This is a genomic window from Paraburkholderia sp. BGA-UO-ETr-F21, from assembly GCF_059567925.1.
This window is the reverse complement of sequence record NZ_JCAQOY010000005.1, coordinates 610,086-626,224: the sequence shown is the minus strand read 5'-3', so window position 1 is coordinate 626,224 and position 16,139 is coordinate 610,086. Positions and strand designations below refer to the sequence as shown.

The following is a 16,139-nucleotide window of genomic DNA, read 5'->3' as shown; positions in this document are numbered from 1 at the left end:
CGCGAAGGCGGCGTGTCAAGTGCCATAAAGCGCGCCATCATAATTGCGCGCTCAGCCATTGGGCAAGTTGCGGCAAATGCCCTGTGCACCACTCGCAACGCCCGAGCTGGTGGGCCCGCAAGCCGGCCGCCCGAGTCAGGCTGCAGCCAGCGCCGGCCGGAGCTTGGGCGCGCCGCTGACGCCGGGCACCGCCGTCAGATCAGACAACATCCGTTCCACAATCGCCGCCTGCGGCAGAACCGTGCCGAAAAACCGCGTCGTAACCGAATCTTCGATCAGTATGGTCGGAAAATTCTCCACATCCAGATCGTCGAAGCGGTCCGCATGGGTTTCGATGTCGATCCATGCGAAGCAGATTTCCGGGTGCCGGTCCGCCAGTTTGTCGAAAGCGTCCCGATACTCGCGGCAGGTTCCGCACCATTCCGCGCACAGGCAGGCAACGAACAGCGTGTCGGGTTCGTTGACGCGCTCGGCGATCCGGTCTTGGTCGGTGTCGAGGTTCAGCGCGGGCATGGTGGTTCCTTACGTACTTTTGTCAGGTGCTTTGGCGCGAATGTAGCATGGCCGATCCCGAATGGTCGTTGAAGCTGATCAATGCGGGGTCAGCCGTGGCTCGCCCGCACGAAGCGGCCGCCGGGCAGTGCAGTCACCTGGCCAGCGAGTTCGAGCTGCAGCAAGTGGCTCTGCAGGGCCGCGTCTTCCATCTCGGTGCGGGTAGCGAGAATTTCAAGCGTGGTGGGTGAGTGGCCGAGTGCGGCGAGGAGGCGTTCGGCTTCGGGATCGAACGGTGGGCGGGGCGATGCGGGGTGGCCTGCTGTTACCGGGTCGGCCGCGGACGCTCCTGCAGTCGGCCGCGGCGCCGAGCTCGGCCGGCTGACTGTCGCGCCGCTGAGCGCTCGCGCATTCGTCGCACCAGCGTCGCTCGAAAGAACGGCATGCGCCGCGCTGGAAGGCGGCCGCGGGGCGGCCCGCCGCGCGAAGCCCAGTTCCTCCAGCACCTCATCCGGCGTTTCCACCAGCTTCGCGCCCTGCTTGATGATCCGATGACACCCGCGCGACAGCGGTGCGTGAATCGAGCCTGGCAGCGCGAAAATATCGCGGCCCATCTCATTGGCGAGCCGCGCGGTGATCAGCGAACCTGAACGCATTGCCGCTTCGACGATCACCACGCCGCTGACGAGCCCCGCGATCAGCCGATTGCGCTGCGGAAAATTGGCGGCGCGCGCGGGCGTGCCGAGCGGCCATTCGGAGAGGATCGCGCCCTGCACGGCGATTTGCCGCGCCAGTGCGTGGTGCGCCGCCGGGTACACGAGATCCGCCCCCGTGCCGATCACGGCGACGGTGCCTCCGACGCCTGCAAGTCCACCGCGATGCGCGGCGCCGTCGATACCGAGCGCGAGGCCCGAGACGACGGTAACGCCGGCTACCGAAAGCTCCCGTGCGAAACGCTCGGCGTCTTCGACACCTTGCGGTGTGGCGCTGCGGCTACCCACGAGGGCGACTGCTCGCGTGTGCAACAGATTCAGCCGACCCTTTATATATAGAAGAGGCGGCGGATCGGGCATGGTCAGCAGCGCCGGCGGGTAAGCGGGGTCGTCGAGGGTCACGATCTGATTGCCGGGTTGCTCACGCCACGCGATCACCGCGTCGAGCCGGGCGTCGAAATCGCTGCCCGTCGGGGCCAGCGCCGCGCGCGCCGCGGCCTCGCCGGCAATCGCGGCGAGCGCCTCGGGCGCTTGATCGAAAATCGCTTCAGGCAGGCCAAATGCGCTTAGCAGCAGGCGTAGCGCCGCGGGTTTCAGGCCCGGCGCGAGCGAAAGCCGCAGCCACGCGGCGAGTTCAGTGTCGGTTGCAGGCAAGGTGTGCATTGCGTGTCGATCCTCTTGCTGGGCCAGCGGGCAGGCGGGCGCCATGCTAAAATTTTCATCATCCGAAATAACCGCAGCGCCGCGCCCACCCGCGCGGGCTCGTCGTTTAGCGCATGTGGCGCGTTGAATCGAACCGGTTCGACACCATCTATCCTCTGCGTAACGCGACAAGCCCACAACCTGGCCGAATGGCCAACGCGAGCCTTCCACCGGTCAGCGGCGCCTGAAAATCACACTCGAAATCATGGCTTTACTGAACATCCTCAATTACCCGGACAAGCGGCTGCACAAGATTGCCAAGCCGGTCGAAGCGGTCAACGACCGCATCCGCCGCCTCGTCAAGGACATGGCCGAGACCATGTACGCGGCGCCCGGCGTCGGCCTCGCTGCAACCCAGGTGGACGTGCATGAACGCGTGATCGTGATCGACGTATCGGACGACCACAACGAACTGCTCGCCTTCATCAATCCTGAGATCGTCTGGTCGAGCGACGAAAAGAAGCTCTCGGAAGAGGGTTGTCTCTCGGTGCCGGGCATTTACGACAATGTCGAGCGCGCGGAGAAAGTGCGCGTCCGGGCGCTCAACGAGAAGGGCGAAACTTTCGAAATGGACTGCGAAGGCCTGCTCGCGGTGTGCATCCAGCACGAAATGGATCATCTGATGGGCCGCGTGTTCGTCGAGTATCTGTCGTCGCTGAAGCAGACGCGCATCAAGAGCAAGATGAAGAAGCTCGCCCACGCCATGTAATGCGCGTTCACCTCGCCTACCGCCCCCGTTCATGAGTCATTCGTTGCGCGTCATCTTTGCCGGTACGCCGGAGTTCGCCGCGGCCGCGCTGGCCGCGATCCACAGCGCCGGGTTCATGGTGCCGCTCGTGCTGACTCAGCCGGACCGGCCCGCCGGCCGCGGCATGAAGTTGCAGGCGAGTCCGGTCAAGCGCTATGCGCAGGAGCATGGGCTCGCCGTTGCCCAGCCGCCGTCGCTGCGTCGCGCCGGCAAATATCCTACTGAAGCCGCCGCCGCGATCGAGCAACTGCGCGCCACGCCGCACGATGTCATGGTGGTGGCCGCGTATGGGCTTATCCTGCCGCAGGAAGTGCTCGATATCCCGCCGCTCGGCTGCATCAACATTCACGCCTCGTTGTTGCCGCGCTGGCGCGGCGCGGCGCCGATTCATCGCGCGATCGAAGCGGGCGACGCCGAAACCGGCATCACGCTGATGCAGATGGACGTTGGCCTCGACACCGGCGCGATGATCTCCGAAGCGCGCACGGCAATTTCCGGCGACGACACCACGGCCACATTGCACGACCGGCTCGCACAAGACGGCGCGAAGCTGATCGTCGAGGCGCTGGTCGAACTGGAGCGGACCGGCAAGCTGGCCTCGACGCCGCAACCGGCGGACGGCGTCACCTACGCGGAAAAGATCGGCAAGCACGAAGCCGCGCTCGACTGGCGCCGCCCGGCGGCCGTGCTCGCGCGCCAGGTGCGGGCGTTCGACCCGTTCCCCGGCGGCGTCGGCACGCTGGAAGACGGCACGTCGATCAAGATCTGGGCCGCGGTTCCCATTGATGCGAAAACCAACGGCGCACCCGGCACGATCACCGACATCTCTGCCGAAGGCGTGGTTGTAGCGTGTGGCGAAGGCGCGTTGCGCCTCACGCAACTGCAAAAACCCGGCGGCAAACGCCTGCCGGTGCGCGAATTCCTGGCCGGCTCGACGCTGGCTGTGGGACAACGCTTTCAACTTCCCGAAGCAAACTAACACCGTTGCGCATGACCTGAACATCGTCCGTTCGGCCGATGTTCAAGACCCCGCTAGACGATCCTGCCGCGCGTTAGAATCCTCCATGCAATAGCCTGGATTTCAAGGATTCCCATGTTTGGCATCACCCATTTCGAGTTTTTCGTTGTTGCGGTCTTTCTCCTGAACGTGACGCCCGGTCCCGACACGGCGTATATCGTTGGGCGCAGCGTCGCCCAAGGCCGCGGCGCGGGGCTCATGTCGGCGCTCGGCATCTCGGCAGGTTGCTGCGTTCACTCGCTGGCCTGCGCGTTCGGTTTGACCGCAGTGCTGGCCGCGTCGGCCACCGCATTTACCGTCATCAAGTTTGTCGGCGCTATTTATCTGATTTATCTTGGCGTGCGCCTCATATTCGCCAAACCGGCCGCCGACCAGGCAGCGGGCGAAGCGCGCGCGGCCGGTGCGCCCAAGTCGCTGCGGCAGCTTTTCCTGCAAGGCTTCTGGACCAACGTGCTGAACCCCAAGGTGGTGCTGTTCTTCGTATCGTTCTTCCCGCAATTCGTGACGGCCGGCAGCGACCACAAAGCGCTCGCCTTCCTCACGCTGGGCGCGGTGTTCGTCGTGATGAGCATGGTCTGGAACAGCTTTGTCGCGTGGGTCGCGGGCAGCGTGACGCGGCGTTTCTCCGGGCAGCCGTTGGTGAAGCAGTGGCTGGATCGGGGCGTCGGCAGCGCTTTTGTTGGTTTGGGTATCAAACTCGCCACCGCATCAAGATGATTGAATTTTCCTTGTGCGCCCATATCTAACAATTCGCTTACAATCAGGCGCCGCGATTCTCGCGGTGCAGATATGAACCCCGCGTCAGGGGCAAGGAGTTGCAGACATGTTCAATTGGGTCAAAACCGCGATGTTGATGGCCGCGATCACGGCCCTTTTCATCGTGATCGGCGGGATGATCGGCGGGTCGCGCGGCATGACGATCGCGCTCGTGATCGCCCTTGGGATGAATTTCTTCTCGTACTGGTTCTCAGACAAGATGGTGCTGCGCATGTACAACGCGCAGGAAGTCGACGAAACCAGTGCGCCGCAGTTCTATCGCATGGTGCGTGAGCTTTCGACGCGTGCAGGCCTGCCCATGCCGCGCGTCTACCTGATCAATGAAGACGCGCCGAACGCGTTTGCCACCGGCCGCAATCCGGAGCACGCGGCGGTTGCTGCCACCACGGGCATTCTGCGCGTGCTTTCCGAGCGCGAAATGCGCGGCGTCATGGCGCACGAGCTCGCGCACGTGAAGCATCGCGACATTCTGATTTCGACCATCTCGGCCACCATGGCCGGCGCCATTTCCGCGCTGGCGAACTTCGCGATGTTCTTCGGCAGCCGCGACGAAAACGGCCGGCCCACGAATCCGATCGCGGGCATTGCCGTCGCGCTGCTCGCGCCGATCGCCGGTGCGCTGATTCAGATGGCGATTTCGCGTGCGCGTGAGTTCGAAGCCGACCGTGGCGGCGCGCAGATTTCCGGCGACCCGCAAGCGCTCGCTTCGGCGCTCGACAAGATCCATCGTTACGCGAGCGGGATTCCGTTTCCCACCGCCGAGCAGCATCCGGCCACCGCGCAAATGATGATCATGAATCCGCTCAGCGGTGGCGGCATAGCCAGCCTGTTCAGCACCCATCCCGCGACCGAAGAACGCGTGGCTCGGCTCATGGAAATGGCGCGCACTGGACGTTTCGACTGATTTCAGGCAGACCGGATGGGCCAGGATCAGGCACAAACCCCGGTATCCCTGCTGCTCAAAACTTAGGCGTTGCACCCGCCTTTGCACCGCTTTACCCCGTTTTACCGGTATCCGGGCGGTATCCTGGGATCCTCGGATGACCCAGGATACCGGATCCGGCGTATCATTCGTGGACGGCACGAACGAGACGCAGAGGACGGGGGATGATCGACAGCGAACCCACACAAACGGAACAGGCGGCGCGCAATGCGCCGAAGGGCAAGATTCCGTTCAACGACAAAACCCTGCGGCTCATCTACAGCCTCCCGTTCGACCAGCGACCGGTGGGCGTCACGGAGAGCGGTGAGATCATCACCGAGGCGGTGCCCGCGTCCATGAACGACTACTTCGTCAGGGACGCAACCCTCCCCGGATTCAGCCTGCGCATCCAGCGTTCCGGCACCCGTTCCTTCGTCGCTGAGAAAAAACTTGGTGCGCGACCGTGCCGCTACAAATGCGGGGAATACCCGAGCACGTCCCTGACCGACGCGCGCGCCAAAGCGAAGGCGGCGCTGAACATCATGGGGTCCGGCCGGGATCCAAACCTCGAGATCAGAAAGGCCAAGATCGCGACGGCGAAAGAGCAGACGGGGCAGCGGCTCACCTTCTACCGCATGATGCAGCGGGACGCCGAACGGCGCGCTGCGGGCGCCGAGGGCAAGCGTGACACCCCGAACACCGCGCGCGATCGTCTGAACACCCTCAAGGTCGTGAAGCGTCACCGGATCGCTGCGATGCCGGTGGGCGAGGTCAACGCCAGCCACCTCGACACGTTGATCTCAACCATCCGCAAGAAGCACCCGACGACGGCGATCAAAGTCTGGCGTTACGCACGGGCGGCGTGGACCCGCCTGGCGGCGGACGAAGCGCCCGACGTCAACCCGTTCGATGAGTTTTTGAAGAGCCATGAAACAAGCCTGCCGCGACCGAACCGCGTCACGCGGGTGCTACCGCTGAACGAGGAGCGCGGCCGGGAGTGGCTGCGGCGCATCGCGGCACAACGTTTCCCCGAGACGGCGTTGAAGACGGGGCACCCGTGGACGCGCGGCGTGATGGCGGATTACATCCTTTGCACCCTGTGCTGGGGCGCCCGGAAAATGGAAGGGATGGCCCTCAAGTGGACCGACATCGACTTCGACCGAAAGATCGTGACCTTCCGGGGAACCAAAAACAAGACCGACCACTTGTTCCCCCTCACCCGAGGTGTTGAGGCAATCCTCCGCCGGCGACAGGTCGAGAACGCGAAGCCACGAGGACGGGACGTCGAACTGGCGAAGAAGGGGGCGATCATACCGGTATCGGAGTACGTGTTTCCCACCGAGCGGCGCACCGCCAAGACCGGGCACATCACCGCGGTTGATTCGCTCATGAAGCACGCCAGCAACGAAGGCGAGGTGCGCTGCACCCTTCACGACCTGCGCAGAACAATGGCCGGCGAGGTGGCCTTGGACGTGTTGAGCGGGGACCAGACGGGCCGCGGCGACTTCCGGCTGGTCAAGCTTGCCCTCAACCACGCCGAGGCCAACACCGACATCACGACGACGTATTTGATCGAACACAAGCTCCGCGTGCTGGCGCCGATCTACCAGGCGCACGAGCGACGGATCCTCGACATCGCGGGCATTCCCGTTCCGGGTGTCGCGGCACCGGCGGACGACGTCGACGCGCAGGTCGCCGAGGCGGTGGAGCAGGTAGGAAGCCTGACGGCGAAGGATCCGGCGGCGCGCGCTCGGGCGAAGGCAAGACTCGAAGCGTTGCTGGCGAGCCTCGACCTTGAAGAAGCCGCAGACGAAGATGTCGAGGCACCCAGCGAGGACGCGTGACCCGCCCGACCCGGGTGCTCTGCACCGGGTCTGCCCATCCTCGGGCATCATGCCGGCGTTGTTTCAATAAGCCATCGACGTTCATTTAACGTTCCATTGAAAAAATAAGACGCTCTTATTTGAACAAGCGTGGCATAATCGTGCCCGCTCAACAATAAAAGGGAACGCAACATGGAACGGCATCGGGAAGCGCTACTTCGCCAGGCTTTGGACCAGGTCTGGCTGACCGGCAGCGTCTGCATACGCTGGGACGAGTTCTACCTCTGGACCGGCGTCCAGCGAATCGCCAAGAAGCCATGGCGCGAAGTCCATCGGCTTTGGGAAGAGCTTTGTACGGAGTGGGGCTACAAGACGCTCCCCCTGGAAATCGTCTCGAAGGATCACTTCGTCGTGTTCCGTCGCAAATGGGACGCTGAAGAGAAGGTCAGCCAGTTGGAGGATTTGGTCTGATCGACAGGCAGCACAGAAGGCGCACCCGGTCGCGCAGGTGACCGGGCGAGAGACCAACGCTGTACGACGGGGATAGCAATGACCGAAAACAACGACGAAGAACGCAAGGCGACCATCCATACGGCGGTTCTGGACCCAGATCGACGTGACAAAACCGGGCTCAAAAGCGGGGTGATCTCTGAAAAGGACGCCCTCTGGATGGCCTACTACAAGGGCATCCAGTATTCAGGAGCGGGATTCAGCGGGTTCACGTCGCTTCGGCTTGGCGACGAGATCACGTTCTACGAGGTGAGCTTCAAAGGCAGGATCTACCGTGGGCTGGCGCGCCCGGTCCCGGGTCAACCTTCGAACATCCGGGAGGACGACGTGCGTTACGAACTGGCGCGGTCATGCGCGACCGGCTTGCGCGCCGACGGGTGGCTGCTCGATCCGCCGACGACCATCCCGAACACGCCCCGAGCGCTGCTGGCCGAAATGCAGGAGGTCTTGCAAACGGACGCGGCCGACATCCTGGCGAACGCATACAGCATCCTGAACTACCGGCGGCACAACGGCGCGCAGTACCCCGAGACGATGGAGCCTGCGGGTTACCGTTTCGACCAGATCTTCCTCATGCGCGCCCGGGAGGATGGGACGGTCAACTGCCTGTACGAAACACCGTCGGGCGTCTCACCGGAAAAGTGGACGTTCTTCCTCCGCGACCTTGACCGGCCCTCGGCACGTGAGCGACTGGGACGTTATCTTGCATCCGGCATGGCGGAACGTGACTTCGGGAAGGACGGCGCTTCCGCGATGCGGGCGGCGGTCATTTTGCGAAACGGCTCGTTGGGGGCTTACGATCCCCTGCCGTTCGGGCATTTCACCGACGTGTTCAAGATCGGGGAGTACGAAGTAAAACTGGAACGCCGCGTCGGCGGTGCACGTCGCTGAACCTGCATCGGAGCCATTAGAGGCTAAGGGATGGGGTGCAGCGTCACCCAGCGCGACGAACTGAACGAAACCGCCAGACCCCTTCCGGGAAAACCTCCTCCGGAGGCGATGGCACCCACCCCGCCGCGGCCTGGGGCATGTTGGCGGGCTCCTCCGAAGGACACAGCGCGCAGCGGGGTCGCCCAGCGGCGTTAGCCGCCCAGGTTGTGGGGTGGCGGAGCACCCAGCACGCCCATGAAGCGGGAGGTCACCGCAAACCTTCTCGGTGGTGTTCGCGCCGTCCGTGCCGGTTTGCAGATCCCGTCCCGGGCAGAAGCCTACCACCGACACAACGGGGCGCCGAAGCGCCCCGTGTCATCCGGCGACGTCCCGCTCACTCCTTCGGGAACATCCGGCTCAGCAGGTCAAGCGCGGCCGGCGCATAAGCGTCGTCGAACGCATAGCCCACGCTCTCGAACGTCGAGCGATGCGTCACGCCCAGGACGCTGTCCTTTGCGTCCCATTCGGCGTTCAGATCGCCTTGCACCGTGGCGGGACCGTAGACAGTCGTGATGCTCTCGCGAGCGCGATCGAGGTCGGTGACCGCCGGGCCCAAGGTCGTCAACACGACCCGCACCTTGCCGGCCTTGTCCACGCCGACCGTCGCGGCGGTTTCGCCGGCAGAACCCAAGGGGGCCAGCCCGGTGATCATGTAAGCGGTCAAGTTGCCGACCGGACCGACAGCGCTGGCAACGCACGGACCGGTGGCGATTGCGTCGCAGGCGGCGGGCAGAGTCTGACCCAGTCCGAGGCCGTGCACGAACAGGGGTTGTTCAGCGTGAGCGACGCCGGCGGCGAACAGCATGGTGAGAGCGAGCAGGGATTTACGCATGGTGATGGTCTCCTCTAGATATGGCCTGGCGACGCCGGGCCTCGTACTGCCCCAACCGCCTTGCGGCGGTCACGGCTGGGGTGTGTTGCACCCAGGCAGCGTCAAAAACCGAGCTTGACGGGAAGACCGATTCGGGCCTGGAAGCCGACGAAGGGAGAAACACCTTCGCTGCGGAACGGCGGCACAAAGATGAGGTTCACACCCCACTCGTGGTCATGTTCGTAAGAAACGAGGAAACCGGCGGCTGGCATGAAGCCGCGGGGCTTGTATTGGGTCACCATCAGATCCGCAAAGTAGGGCTGCTGTCCAGCAGGATGGAAGAAGTGCTGTCCTTCGTTCACGGTGTAGCTTTTCTCGTAACCCGACAAGATCCCCGCGAGCAAGCCGATGTTCACGCGATCCTTCGACGTCAGGTCGAACTGAACCGGGGTATAGCGGCCGAGCACGTACCACGAGCCTCTCCAGATGCTGTTGTGGTAGTAACCCGCCATCACCCCGAGAACGTCGTTGGTCAACTCCAGACCACCGCCAAAGTTGTTCTCGTTGTAGTGGTTCGCGTGAGCTTCAGCGCGATCGAAATGGTATGCGTGCAGATTCGCATCAACGTAGATATGCCAGCCGTGCTCACCGGTCGGCTGGAACGACAGCATCGGGCGGGCGGTCGCTTCCTGTGCGACCGGCGTCTGGACGTACGAGGTCGTGGTTTGCGCAGAGGCTTGATCTTCGAGCGACTGGGCATGAGCAGGCATCGAGGCAAGCATGAGAAGCGTCGCGAACAACCCGACGCACGTGGACTTGGTGAATCGCAGCATGGTGGTCTCCTCCGGTTGGTTTATCGGGGCCTTCACGGCACCCCTCTTATGTACATAACCGACCCACGAAGACGCGCAATAGCTACAGACGGAATCCTTGAAATATTTTTGCAGGTGCTTCGCCACCCAGCAGAAAGCCCCGCAACGGCGAGGCTTTGATCGCTTTCGCGAGACGGGCGAACGTCACTTGCTCAACCGTGCCATCGCTTTCCAGCCGTCCTCGACCAACTGCGGCAGCGACGGCGCAGCATCCTTGCTGTACACGGCGGCGTAGAGCACATGCTTCGGGTTGGGCCCGGCGAAAACGGGCAAGACGTTGTCCTCGTAGTCGTAGACCAACTTCGCTTGCGCACCGCTCGGCAGGTCCCACACCGCTTCAGTGTCGCCCAGCGTCATCGACGGCCCCCGTCCGAAACGGTAGAGGAAGCCCCGCGTCGCGACCCGGGCAAGGCTGTCCACGGGAGTTAACGGAACGACGATCGCCGTGATACGCCCCGATGCGTCCGTGCTCACGAAGGCTTGCCCGTAAACGAGGTCCCCTTCGATAGGGTCCGGCAGGCCCTTCACAACCGCACCACCTTTGAACGAGTCGGTGATGGAGCAGGGCTTGTTCACCGGCTTCGGTGCGCCGGTGATGACGCAGGCGGGAGCCTGGTCGAGCAGGGGAGCACCGATGCGCAGACCGACGAGGCTGGCGCTCGGCTCGTAAGTGAGGGGGTTCTCCGAATCCGATTTGCCCTTGAACGTTTGCCCGTATTCGTACGTGTAATCCTTGAACGAGAACGGCAGCGGATTCGATGCGGGCGGATCGCTGTGGAACAACGAAGCGTGAGCGGTGGCGGCAAAGCCGACGGCTGCGAGCGATGCAGCGACCAAGGCTGCGGCAACGGTTTTCTTCAACATGGTGTCCTCCTGGGGATCGTTGAGGGTGAAGGACCGTTTCGACGGCCCATGCTTGTACGAATACAAGACCCAGAAATGCTGTCAACGCCAAACAGAACATTTGGTGCAAAAATACCTGATGGCATTGTCCGACGGTGAGGAAAGAGAAAGCCCCGCACGGAGCGGGGCTTGGCGCATCGCGTGAACGTCAACGCGGTGGATCACTTCGTCGCGGGGACGACCGACCAGTCCGCGTTCAGCAGCGCGGAGACGGAACCTGCGCCGTCTTTGCTGTACACAGCAGCGTAAAGATCATTCGAAAGGGTCGCGCTGTGCGCTTTCAGGTAAACCATACGATCGACCTCATAGACGAGCTTGACTTGCACACCACCGGGTAGATCCCACACGGCCTCGCCATCGGTCAGCGAGGTGGGCAAACCGAAGCGATACAGGAAACCTTGCAGGGCGACGCGAGCGAGGCCATCGCTGGGGTGCATCGGCACGACGATCGCGTTAATGCGCCCGGAGGTGTCCGAACCTACGAGAGCTCGTCCAAGCGCACCTTCCTTCACCTCCAGCGAGTCGGTCGGCACACCGGGCAGAACGTAGCCATCGAGGTTGAGACGATCCGGCAAACCGAGAACGATGGCGCCGTCCGCCCCGGATTGAAGGGTGCAGGCGCTGGCGACCACCTTTTCGCAGGCGGGGGCCTGGTCTTTCAGCGAATCACCGATGCGGAGACCCAGCAGGGTCGCGCTCGGCCCATACGCGAAGGTGTTGGTGAACTTCGCCTTGCCCGCATAGGTCGTCGAGGTCATACCATTGCGATACACGTCCTTGAACGACAGTGGGGTGGGAGCGGGCGGATCGCTTCCGAACCACGAAGCATGAGCAACGGTGGCGATCGCGGACACAGCGATCAGTGCGGCGGCGGCAACAAAGGTTTTCTTCAGCATGGTCATCCTCCTGGTGGTTGAGATCGCGGGGGCGATCGGGCTGGGCCGTTTCGACGGTCCTCACCTACAGCAATAGATGATCTGGCGAGCATGTCAACCGTCCGGGACGGACGACGATCGACCGCGAGGTGCAAGACACCCCGGCCTGCCCCGTCACCTTCAAATATTTCGCCCGGTGCTATTGCTTTGCTCTGGGCTTGAGCTAACCTGGTCTTAGAGGGCGCACACGAGCGACACCTCACCGGAGACCACCATGACCACCACCCAAACCCTCTCGATCACCCTCCCCGATCACTTCGACCCGCTCCCGTCCTTCACCACGGAATCGGTCCGTGGGCACCTGACGGCGCTGTGCGGCGTCCTCAAGGCAATGCGCAGCAACCCGCGCAACGGTCACCTGAACGAAGAGGGCGTGGTGCTCGACCTCCTGATCGGTCGCATCGACAACGCACCGTCCAACGCCGACCGGGATTACCTGATCGGCTTGCTGCGCGAAGCGACCAGCGCGATGCAACGCCGGGACAGCATGAACAACGACGAGGCGGCTTACAGCGCGGTGGCGGACCCGGCATTGACGGCGACCGCCCGGCAGCAACTGCGGATGAAGCAGGTCCGCGCGGACCGTCAGATGCGGTTGAACTGGGCGCGTCAGACCCGGGAACTGCTCGAAGAGAACGCGCAAAGCATCGAGCGTGAGACGGCGGAGCGCGAAGCGTCGTTCAAGGCCATCGAGGGCATCCTCGACGCGGGGATCGCAGGGATCGAAAACGAAGTCCTGATCGCTCGCGCCAAAAACACCGGGACCGTCGCCGTTCCGGACATGATCAAGCTCATGGACAACATCGTGAGCATCGCAACAGACGGCCCGACGATGCGCCCGCGCGCACGCATGGGCTTCTGAGCAGCACCCCACCGCCCACGGTCATCCGGCCCGGGCGGTTTCCCAACCGTTGCCCCATCACGACCCGCCGGAAGAGCGGTAAAGGAGGCGTTTTACCTGGAGGACCTTCCCCATGCTTCGCACCATCCGCATCTTTCAGCGAGCGGCGATCGCGCTCACGACCATCGTGTTGACGATGGGCACCGCCCACGCGATCCCGCATCGGACATCGTTTCGCAACAGCATCGCCATGACCCGCCAGGCGCCGGCAACGACCAGCGCCTACTGGCGGACGGCGTTCGACCAACGCATCACCGCCGTGGTCGTCGTTCCCATGGCCACCCCGCAAGCGATCGGCGTCGCGTCCTACGTCGCCCCCGAGGCCGGCACGTTCTACGCGCAGGACGAACGCAGCGAGACGTCGGTCTTCGACATGGGGGACCAGTGGCAATACAACGCCTGGCAACCCGTCGCACCACCGCGAGCCCTCCCTTCCCTGCGGCCCGGCTTTGCGACGCTCGCGCTGGAAGCGGGACCGGTTGGTCTACCGCCTCCCGTGGCACTCCCCGCGGGACCGAAGGTCATCCCCAGGAACTGGCGTGCGCGGATGATCGAGAACGCAAAAACCTTCATCGGCATACCGTACGTGTGGGGCGGCAACTCCCCGGACCAGGGGCTGGATTGCTCAGGCTTCGTGCGGTGGGTGACCGCCATGACGCTGGGCAAAGCACTTCCTCGCCTCGCGAGCCAGCAGAGCGTCATGGGGCACGAGGTGCAGAAGGAGGATCTGCAACCCGGCGACCTGGTGTTCTTCGACACCGACCGCGGCCCGGCGACGCACGTGGGAATCTACGTGGGGCACAACGTCTTCATCAACGCCCCGCACACCGGCGCGAAGGTGCGGTTCGAGAATCTGACCAGTGACTACTGGGAAGCGCGGTGGCATGGGGCGCGACGCATCGGATGATCGAGCGTCCCGACCAAGAGCAAGGGCCCCGTTTGGGGCCCTTGGTTCGTGAGGTCATCGGGCGGGCCCGACGGATCACTCGGCGGAGCGCTCGGTACGCCGCGCTGCTTTCGATGCGTTGAAACTGTCGAGCCAGGCCTTGCGCGCTTGCGTCAGCGTCAGACCGGACAGACGGAGCACGCCGTAGCCGGCGGCGAGCAGAGCGATGAGAACAACGGCGGTGGTCATGATGGGTTCCTCCCTTGGTGGTTGCGGCCTCGTTGGCCGATGACCCACGTTACCAGGCGTCGGGCAGAGGTCAACCCTCCGGGGCAACGAACGTCGCGCCGGGTGGAAAGCACCCAAAACCGAGACGGCGAACACCGTGGGCACCCGGCCCCGTGACCGCCTGAGGCGGTTGATGCGGGGCTCATGGCCGAAGGCAACGGCGCGTGAGCGGACCGCCCGGACGCACAAGCGTCCCAAGAGGTTTTGGGGGGTTCAGGTCATCACCGCTCGGCCCCTTACATCGCCATGCGCATCAACGGCCGCAGGGAGCGTTCACCGTCGAGATCCTGCGCCGGCTTCTCCGAAACCAACGCCAAGCGCTCCCACGGATACGGTTCGACCTTCACAGCGTGGGCGCGTGCGAGGTCCTGCGCGAAGCGTTCCGCCACCGCGCGCTCGTCGAAATCCTGCACATGGCTGGCATGGCGCTCCCGGTCCCGCACGTACACCGCCCAGTCCGTCGTGCTGCGGTTCGGGCCGTCGTGCTGCACCGTGACGTTCTCCCCGTCATCGACGACCGGCACCACCTGAACGCCGGTCACGGCGTCCTTCAGGGCGAGCGCTGGTTCGATGCCCAACGCCTGACGGAGCACCTGCCCGTGGATGCTTTGCGCATCACGGACGTAGGGGCTCTCCCGCAGCGATTCCACGGACGCGCCGGCGTGCTCGAGCTTGGCCAGCACGGTGGGGATCCGGGCGGCCATCGTCTCGTCGTAACACTCCGTGTCCGGGCGGAAATCCGGGGTGCGCACAAAGGCTTCGAGCCACAGCGGAAACGGCGATTGTTTCCGGTCGTTCAGCATGTCGGGCGACGTGTGCTGCAGCACCAGATCAAGCGCCCCGTCGTCGCCCATCACCCGCGAGCGGTTCAACGTGCTGGGCACCAGGTGCGGCGCGGCAGCGAGCAGGGCGTCCACGGCGGGCAACGGATCCTCCTCCCGGCGCAGCGCCGCGCTCACGGTCTGCTCATCCGGCACGACGCCGGATTGGAGCCACGCTTCGACGACCAGGATCGGAGCGGTCTCGACCGCCACCCTGAGTTGATGCTCACGGTGCAGGTCGCGGATCGAGGGAATGCGCTCGTCCGGGTGCGGAAAAGAGTTCGACGGCTGGGCGTTGGTCATACGGATCTCCTGCTGGGTGCTCCGGCACCTGGGTAACCCAAGGTAGCAACCCGGCGCGAATGACTCAAGCCCTGACCTCACCGGCGCGGGCGTGGAACAGCCGTTTCTGCGCGGCACGATTCCCCGCACCGGCGGAGCGGACGAGGTGGGTTCGGGCCCGCTCCATCAGTCCGGAGGCGACGAGCGGGTCCTCGCTGGATTCGGCGGCTTCCTCTGCGGCGATGCTGGCGAGGAACCCGGCGTGCACCGGGCGGTGCTCGGCCAGGGCTTCGAACGCGCGAAGCGCTGCGGCAGGATCCGGACGTCGGGGCTCGTGCGCCATCCCCGAGAGGGCGTCGATGGCGTCCCACAGCACGGGCTCGCGGGGTGCGGCGCGGGCAGCGTCCCACGCGTCCTTCGTTTCATGCTCCAGTTCGATGGTCGGGTCGTCCGTGGGCGACCAGAACGCGGCGGTGCGGTAGACCAAGGACAGGCGGTTGTACGTCCTTGCCGTCCGGCCGTCCTGACGCTCGTCCGCGTCCCGGGCGAGTTCTTCGAACACGTTCGACAGCAGCAAAGCCGATCCGCCGTGACCAAGACGCGCAGCGTCGCAGAGCAGCGGGATGGCGCGCTGGGGATCACGCGGCGTGTCAGGATCACCGAACCAGGCCCGAAAGCCACCGAGGAAGGCGTCGAACCACGGCTCGGACCCCGGGCGGGTCGATGGGGGAGCGGCAGGGACGGTGAGGGGGATGGCGCGCAGCATGATGTACCTCGGAGCGAGACGGGGCGTCAGGCGGGTAAC

Annotated in this window: 18 protein-coding genes; 9 read left to right on the top strand and 9 right to left on the bottom strand. The window is 64.3% G+C overall.

Annotated elements, in window-relative coordinates:
• Positions 1-135: 135 nt before the first annotated feature.
• Positions 136-513, bottom strand: a complete 378-nt coding sequence (locus tag AC57B1_RS04465) for a thioredoxin family protein (RefSeq protein ID WP_091797318.1) — start codon at positions 511-513, stop codon at positions 136-138.
• Between the two features lie 89 nt (positions 514-602).
• Positions 603-1,868 carry a DNA-processing protein DprA gene (dprA, locus tag AC57B1_RS04460; RefSeq protein ID WP_496416751.1) on the bottom strand — a complete coding sequence of 422 codons (1,266 nt, stop codon included), beginning with the start codon at positions 1,866-1,868 and terminating at the stop codon, positions 603-605.
• A gap of 244 nt (positions 1,869-2,112) precedes the next feature.
• Between dprA and def the strand changes: the two genes are divergently transcribed.
• The 7 genes from def (at position 2,113) to AC57B1_RS04425 (ending at position 8,596) form a co-directional block, all read left to right on the top strand.
• Positions 2,113-2,616: a peptide deformylase gene (gene def, locus AC57B1_RS04455; protein ID WP_408479344.1), complete on the top strand. Its 504-nt coding sequence runs from the start codon at positions 2,113-2,115 to the stop codon at positions 2,614-2,616.
• Positions 2,617-2,647: 31 nt separating this feature from the next.
• A complete protein-coding gene (gene fmt, locus AC57B1_RS04450; protein WP_408479345.1) occupies positions 2,648-3,634 on the top strand; it encodes a methionyl-tRNA formyltransferase in 987 nt (328 codons plus the stop codon).
• A 114-nt stretch (positions 3,635-3,748) separates the two neighbouring features.
• Positions 3,749-4,390: a LysE family translocator gene (locus AC57B1_RS04445; RefSeq protein ID WP_408479346.1), complete on the top strand. Its 642-nt coding sequence runs from the start codon at positions 3,749-3,751 to the stop codon at positions 4,388-4,390.
• 106 nt (positions 4,391-4,496) lie between these two features.
• The gene (gene htpX, locus AC57B1_RS04440; RefSeq protein ID WP_496416750.1) at positions 4,497-5,354 is read left to right on the top strand and encodes a zinc metalloprotease HtpX; all 858 of its coding nucleotides are present in this window, start codon (positions 4,497-4,499) and stop codon (positions 5,352-5,354) included.
• 203 nt (positions 5,355-5,557) lie between these two features.
• Positions 5,558-7,216 (top strand): tyrosine-type recombinase/integrase, encoded by a 1,659-nt coding sequence (locus tag AC57B1_RS04435; protein ID WP_496416749.1) that lies wholly within the window; start codon positions 5,558-5,560, stop codon positions 7,214-7,216.
• 171 nt (positions 7,217-7,387) lie between these two features.
• A complete protein-coding gene (locus AC57B1_RS04430) occupies positions 7,388-7,666 on the top strand; it encodes a hypothetical protein (RefSeq protein ID WP_496416748.1) in 279 nt (92 codons plus the stop codon).
• A 78-nt stretch (positions 7,667-7,744) separates the two neighbouring features.
• Positions 7,745-8,596: a hypothetical protein gene (locus AC57B1_RS04425; protein ID WP_496416747.1), complete on the top strand. Its 852-nt coding sequence runs from the start codon at positions 7,745-7,747 to the stop codon at positions 8,594-8,596.
• 373 nt (positions 8,597-8,969) lie between these two features.
• Here AC57B1_RS04425 and AC57B1_RS04420 read toward each other — a convergent pair whose 3' ends face one another.
• From AC57B1_RS04420 to AC57B1_RS04405, 4 genes are all read right to left on the bottom strand, one after another.
• A complete protein-coding gene (locus AC57B1_RS04420) occupies positions 8,970-9,467 on the bottom strand; it encodes a hypothetical protein (RefSeq protein WP_496416746.1) in 498 nt (165 codons plus the stop codon).
• A gap of 101 nt (positions 9,468-9,568) precedes the next feature.
• Positions 9,569-10,315, bottom strand: a complete 747-nt coding sequence (locus AC57B1_RS04415) for a hypothetical protein (protein ID WP_496416745.1) — start codon at positions 10,313-10,315, stop codon at positions 9,569-9,571.
• Positions 10,316-10,462: 147 nt separating this feature from the next.
• On the bottom strand, positions 10,463-11,182 hold the full coding sequence (locus tag AC57B1_RS04410) for a hypothetical protein (RefSeq protein WP_496416744.1): 720 nt from the start codon (positions 11,180-11,182) through the stop codon (positions 10,463-10,465).
• Positions 11,183-11,382: 200 nt separating this feature from the next.
• A complete protein-coding gene (locus AC57B1_RS04405; protein WP_496416743.1) occupies positions 11,383-12,117 on the bottom strand; it encodes a hypothetical protein in 735 nt (244 codons plus the stop codon).
• A gap of 253 nt (positions 12,118-12,370) precedes the next feature.
• Between AC57B1_RS04405 and AC57B1_RS04400 the strand changes: the two genes are divergently transcribed.
• Entirely contained in the window at positions 12,371-13,018 is a 648-nt protein-coding gene (locus tag AC57B1_RS04400; protein WP_496416742.1) for a hypothetical protein, read from the top strand.
• A gap of 112 nt (positions 13,019-13,130) precedes the next feature.
• Positions 13,131-13,964, top strand: coding sequence for a C40 family peptidase (locus AC57B1_RS04395; protein WP_496416741.1), 834 nt, complete (start codon positions 13,131-13,133; stop codon positions 13,962-13,964).
• A 75-nt stretch (positions 13,965-14,039) separates the two neighbouring features.
• On the opposite strand, the gene AC57B1_RS04390 is transcribed toward AC57B1_RS04395, so the two are convergent.
• The 3 genes from AC57B1_RS04390 to AC57B1_RS04380 form a co-directional block, all read right to left on the bottom strand.
• Positions 14,040-14,192 carry a hypothetical protein gene (locus AC57B1_RS04390; RefSeq protein WP_496416740.1) on the bottom strand — a complete coding sequence of 51 codons (153 nt, stop codon included), beginning with the start codon at positions 14,190-14,192 and terminating at the stop codon, positions 14,040-14,042.
• A gap of 275 nt (positions 14,193-14,467) precedes the next feature.
• Entirely contained in the window at positions 14,468-15,355 is an 888-nt protein-coding gene (locus tag AC57B1_RS04385) for a hypothetical protein (RefSeq protein ID WP_496416739.1), read from the bottom strand.
• A gap of 64 nt (positions 15,356-15,419) precedes the next feature.
• The gene (locus AC57B1_RS04380; protein WP_496416738.1) at positions 15,420-16,100 is read right to left on the bottom strand and encodes a hypothetical protein; all 681 of its coding nucleotides are present in this window, start codon (positions 16,098-16,100) and stop codon (positions 15,420-15,422) included.
• Positions 16,101-16,139: the final 39 nt, after the last annotated feature.

Bases quoted from the DNA above. Each gene is read 5' to 3' on its own strand.
- AC57B1_RS04465 (WP_091797318.1), bottom strand. From the start codon at position 513: ATGCCCGCGCTGAACCTCGACACCGACCAAGACCGGATCGCCGAGCGC.
- dprA (WP_496416751.1), bottom strand. From the start codon at position 1,868: ATGCACACCTTGCCTGCAACCGACACTGAACTCGCCGCGTGGCTGCGG.
- def (WP_408479344.1), top strand. From the start codon at position 2,113: ATGGCTTTACTGAACATCCTCAATTACCCGGACAAGCGGCTGCACAAG.
- fmt (WP_408479345.1), top strand. From the start codon at position 2,648: ATGAGTCATTCGTTGCGCGTCATCTTTGCCGGTACGCCGGAGTTCGCC.
- AC57B1_RS04445 (WP_408479346.1), top strand. From the start codon at position 3,749: ATGTTTGGCATCACCCATTTCGAGTTTTTCGTTGTTGCGGTCTTTCTC.
- htpX (WP_496416750.1), top strand. From the start codon at position 4,497: ATGTTCAATTGGGTCAAAACCGCGATGTTGATGGCCGCGATCACGGCC.
- AC57B1_RS04435 (WP_496416749.1), top strand. From the start codon at position 5,558: ATGATCGACAGCGAACCCACACAAACGGAACAGGCGGCGCGCAATGCG.
- AC57B1_RS04430 (WP_496416748.1), top strand. From the start codon at position 7,388: ATGGAACGGCATCGGGAAGCGCTACTTCGCCAGGCTTTGGACCAGGTC.
- AC57B1_RS04425 (WP_496416747.1), top strand. From the start codon at position 7,745: ATGACCGAAAACAACGACGAAGAACGCAAGGCGACCATCCATACGGCG.
- AC57B1_RS04420 (WP_496416746.1), bottom strand. From the start codon at position 9,467: ATGCGTAAATCCCTGCTCGCTCTCACCATGCTGTTCGCCGCCGGCGTC.
- AC57B1_RS04410 (WP_496416744.1), bottom strand. From the start codon at position 11,182: ATGTTGAAGAAAACCGTTGCCGCAGCCTTGGTCGCTGCATCGCTCGCA.
- AC57B1_RS04405 (WP_496416743.1), bottom strand. From the start codon at position 12,117: ATGCTGAAGAAAACCTTTGTTGCCGCCGCCGCACTGATCGCTGTGTCC.
- AC57B1_RS04400 (WP_496416742.1), top strand. From the start codon at position 12,371: ATGACCACCACCCAAACCCTCTCGATCACCCTCCCCGATCACTTCGAC.
- AC57B1_RS04395 (WP_496416741.1), top strand. From the start codon at position 13,131: ATGCTTCGCACCATCCGCATCTTTCAGCGAGCGGCGATCGCGCTCACG.
- AC57B1_RS04390 (WP_496416740.1), bottom strand. From the start codon at position 14,192: ATGACCACCGCCGTTGTTCTCATCGCTCTGCTCGCCGCCGGCTACGGC.
- AC57B1_RS04385 (WP_496416739.1), bottom strand. From the start codon at position 15,355: ATGACCAACGCCCAGCCGTCGAACTCTTTTCCGCACCCGGACGAGCGC.
- AC57B1_RS04380 (WP_496416738.1), bottom strand. From the start codon at position 16,100: ATGCTGCGCGCCATCCCCCTCACCGTCCCTGCCGCTCCCCCATCGACC.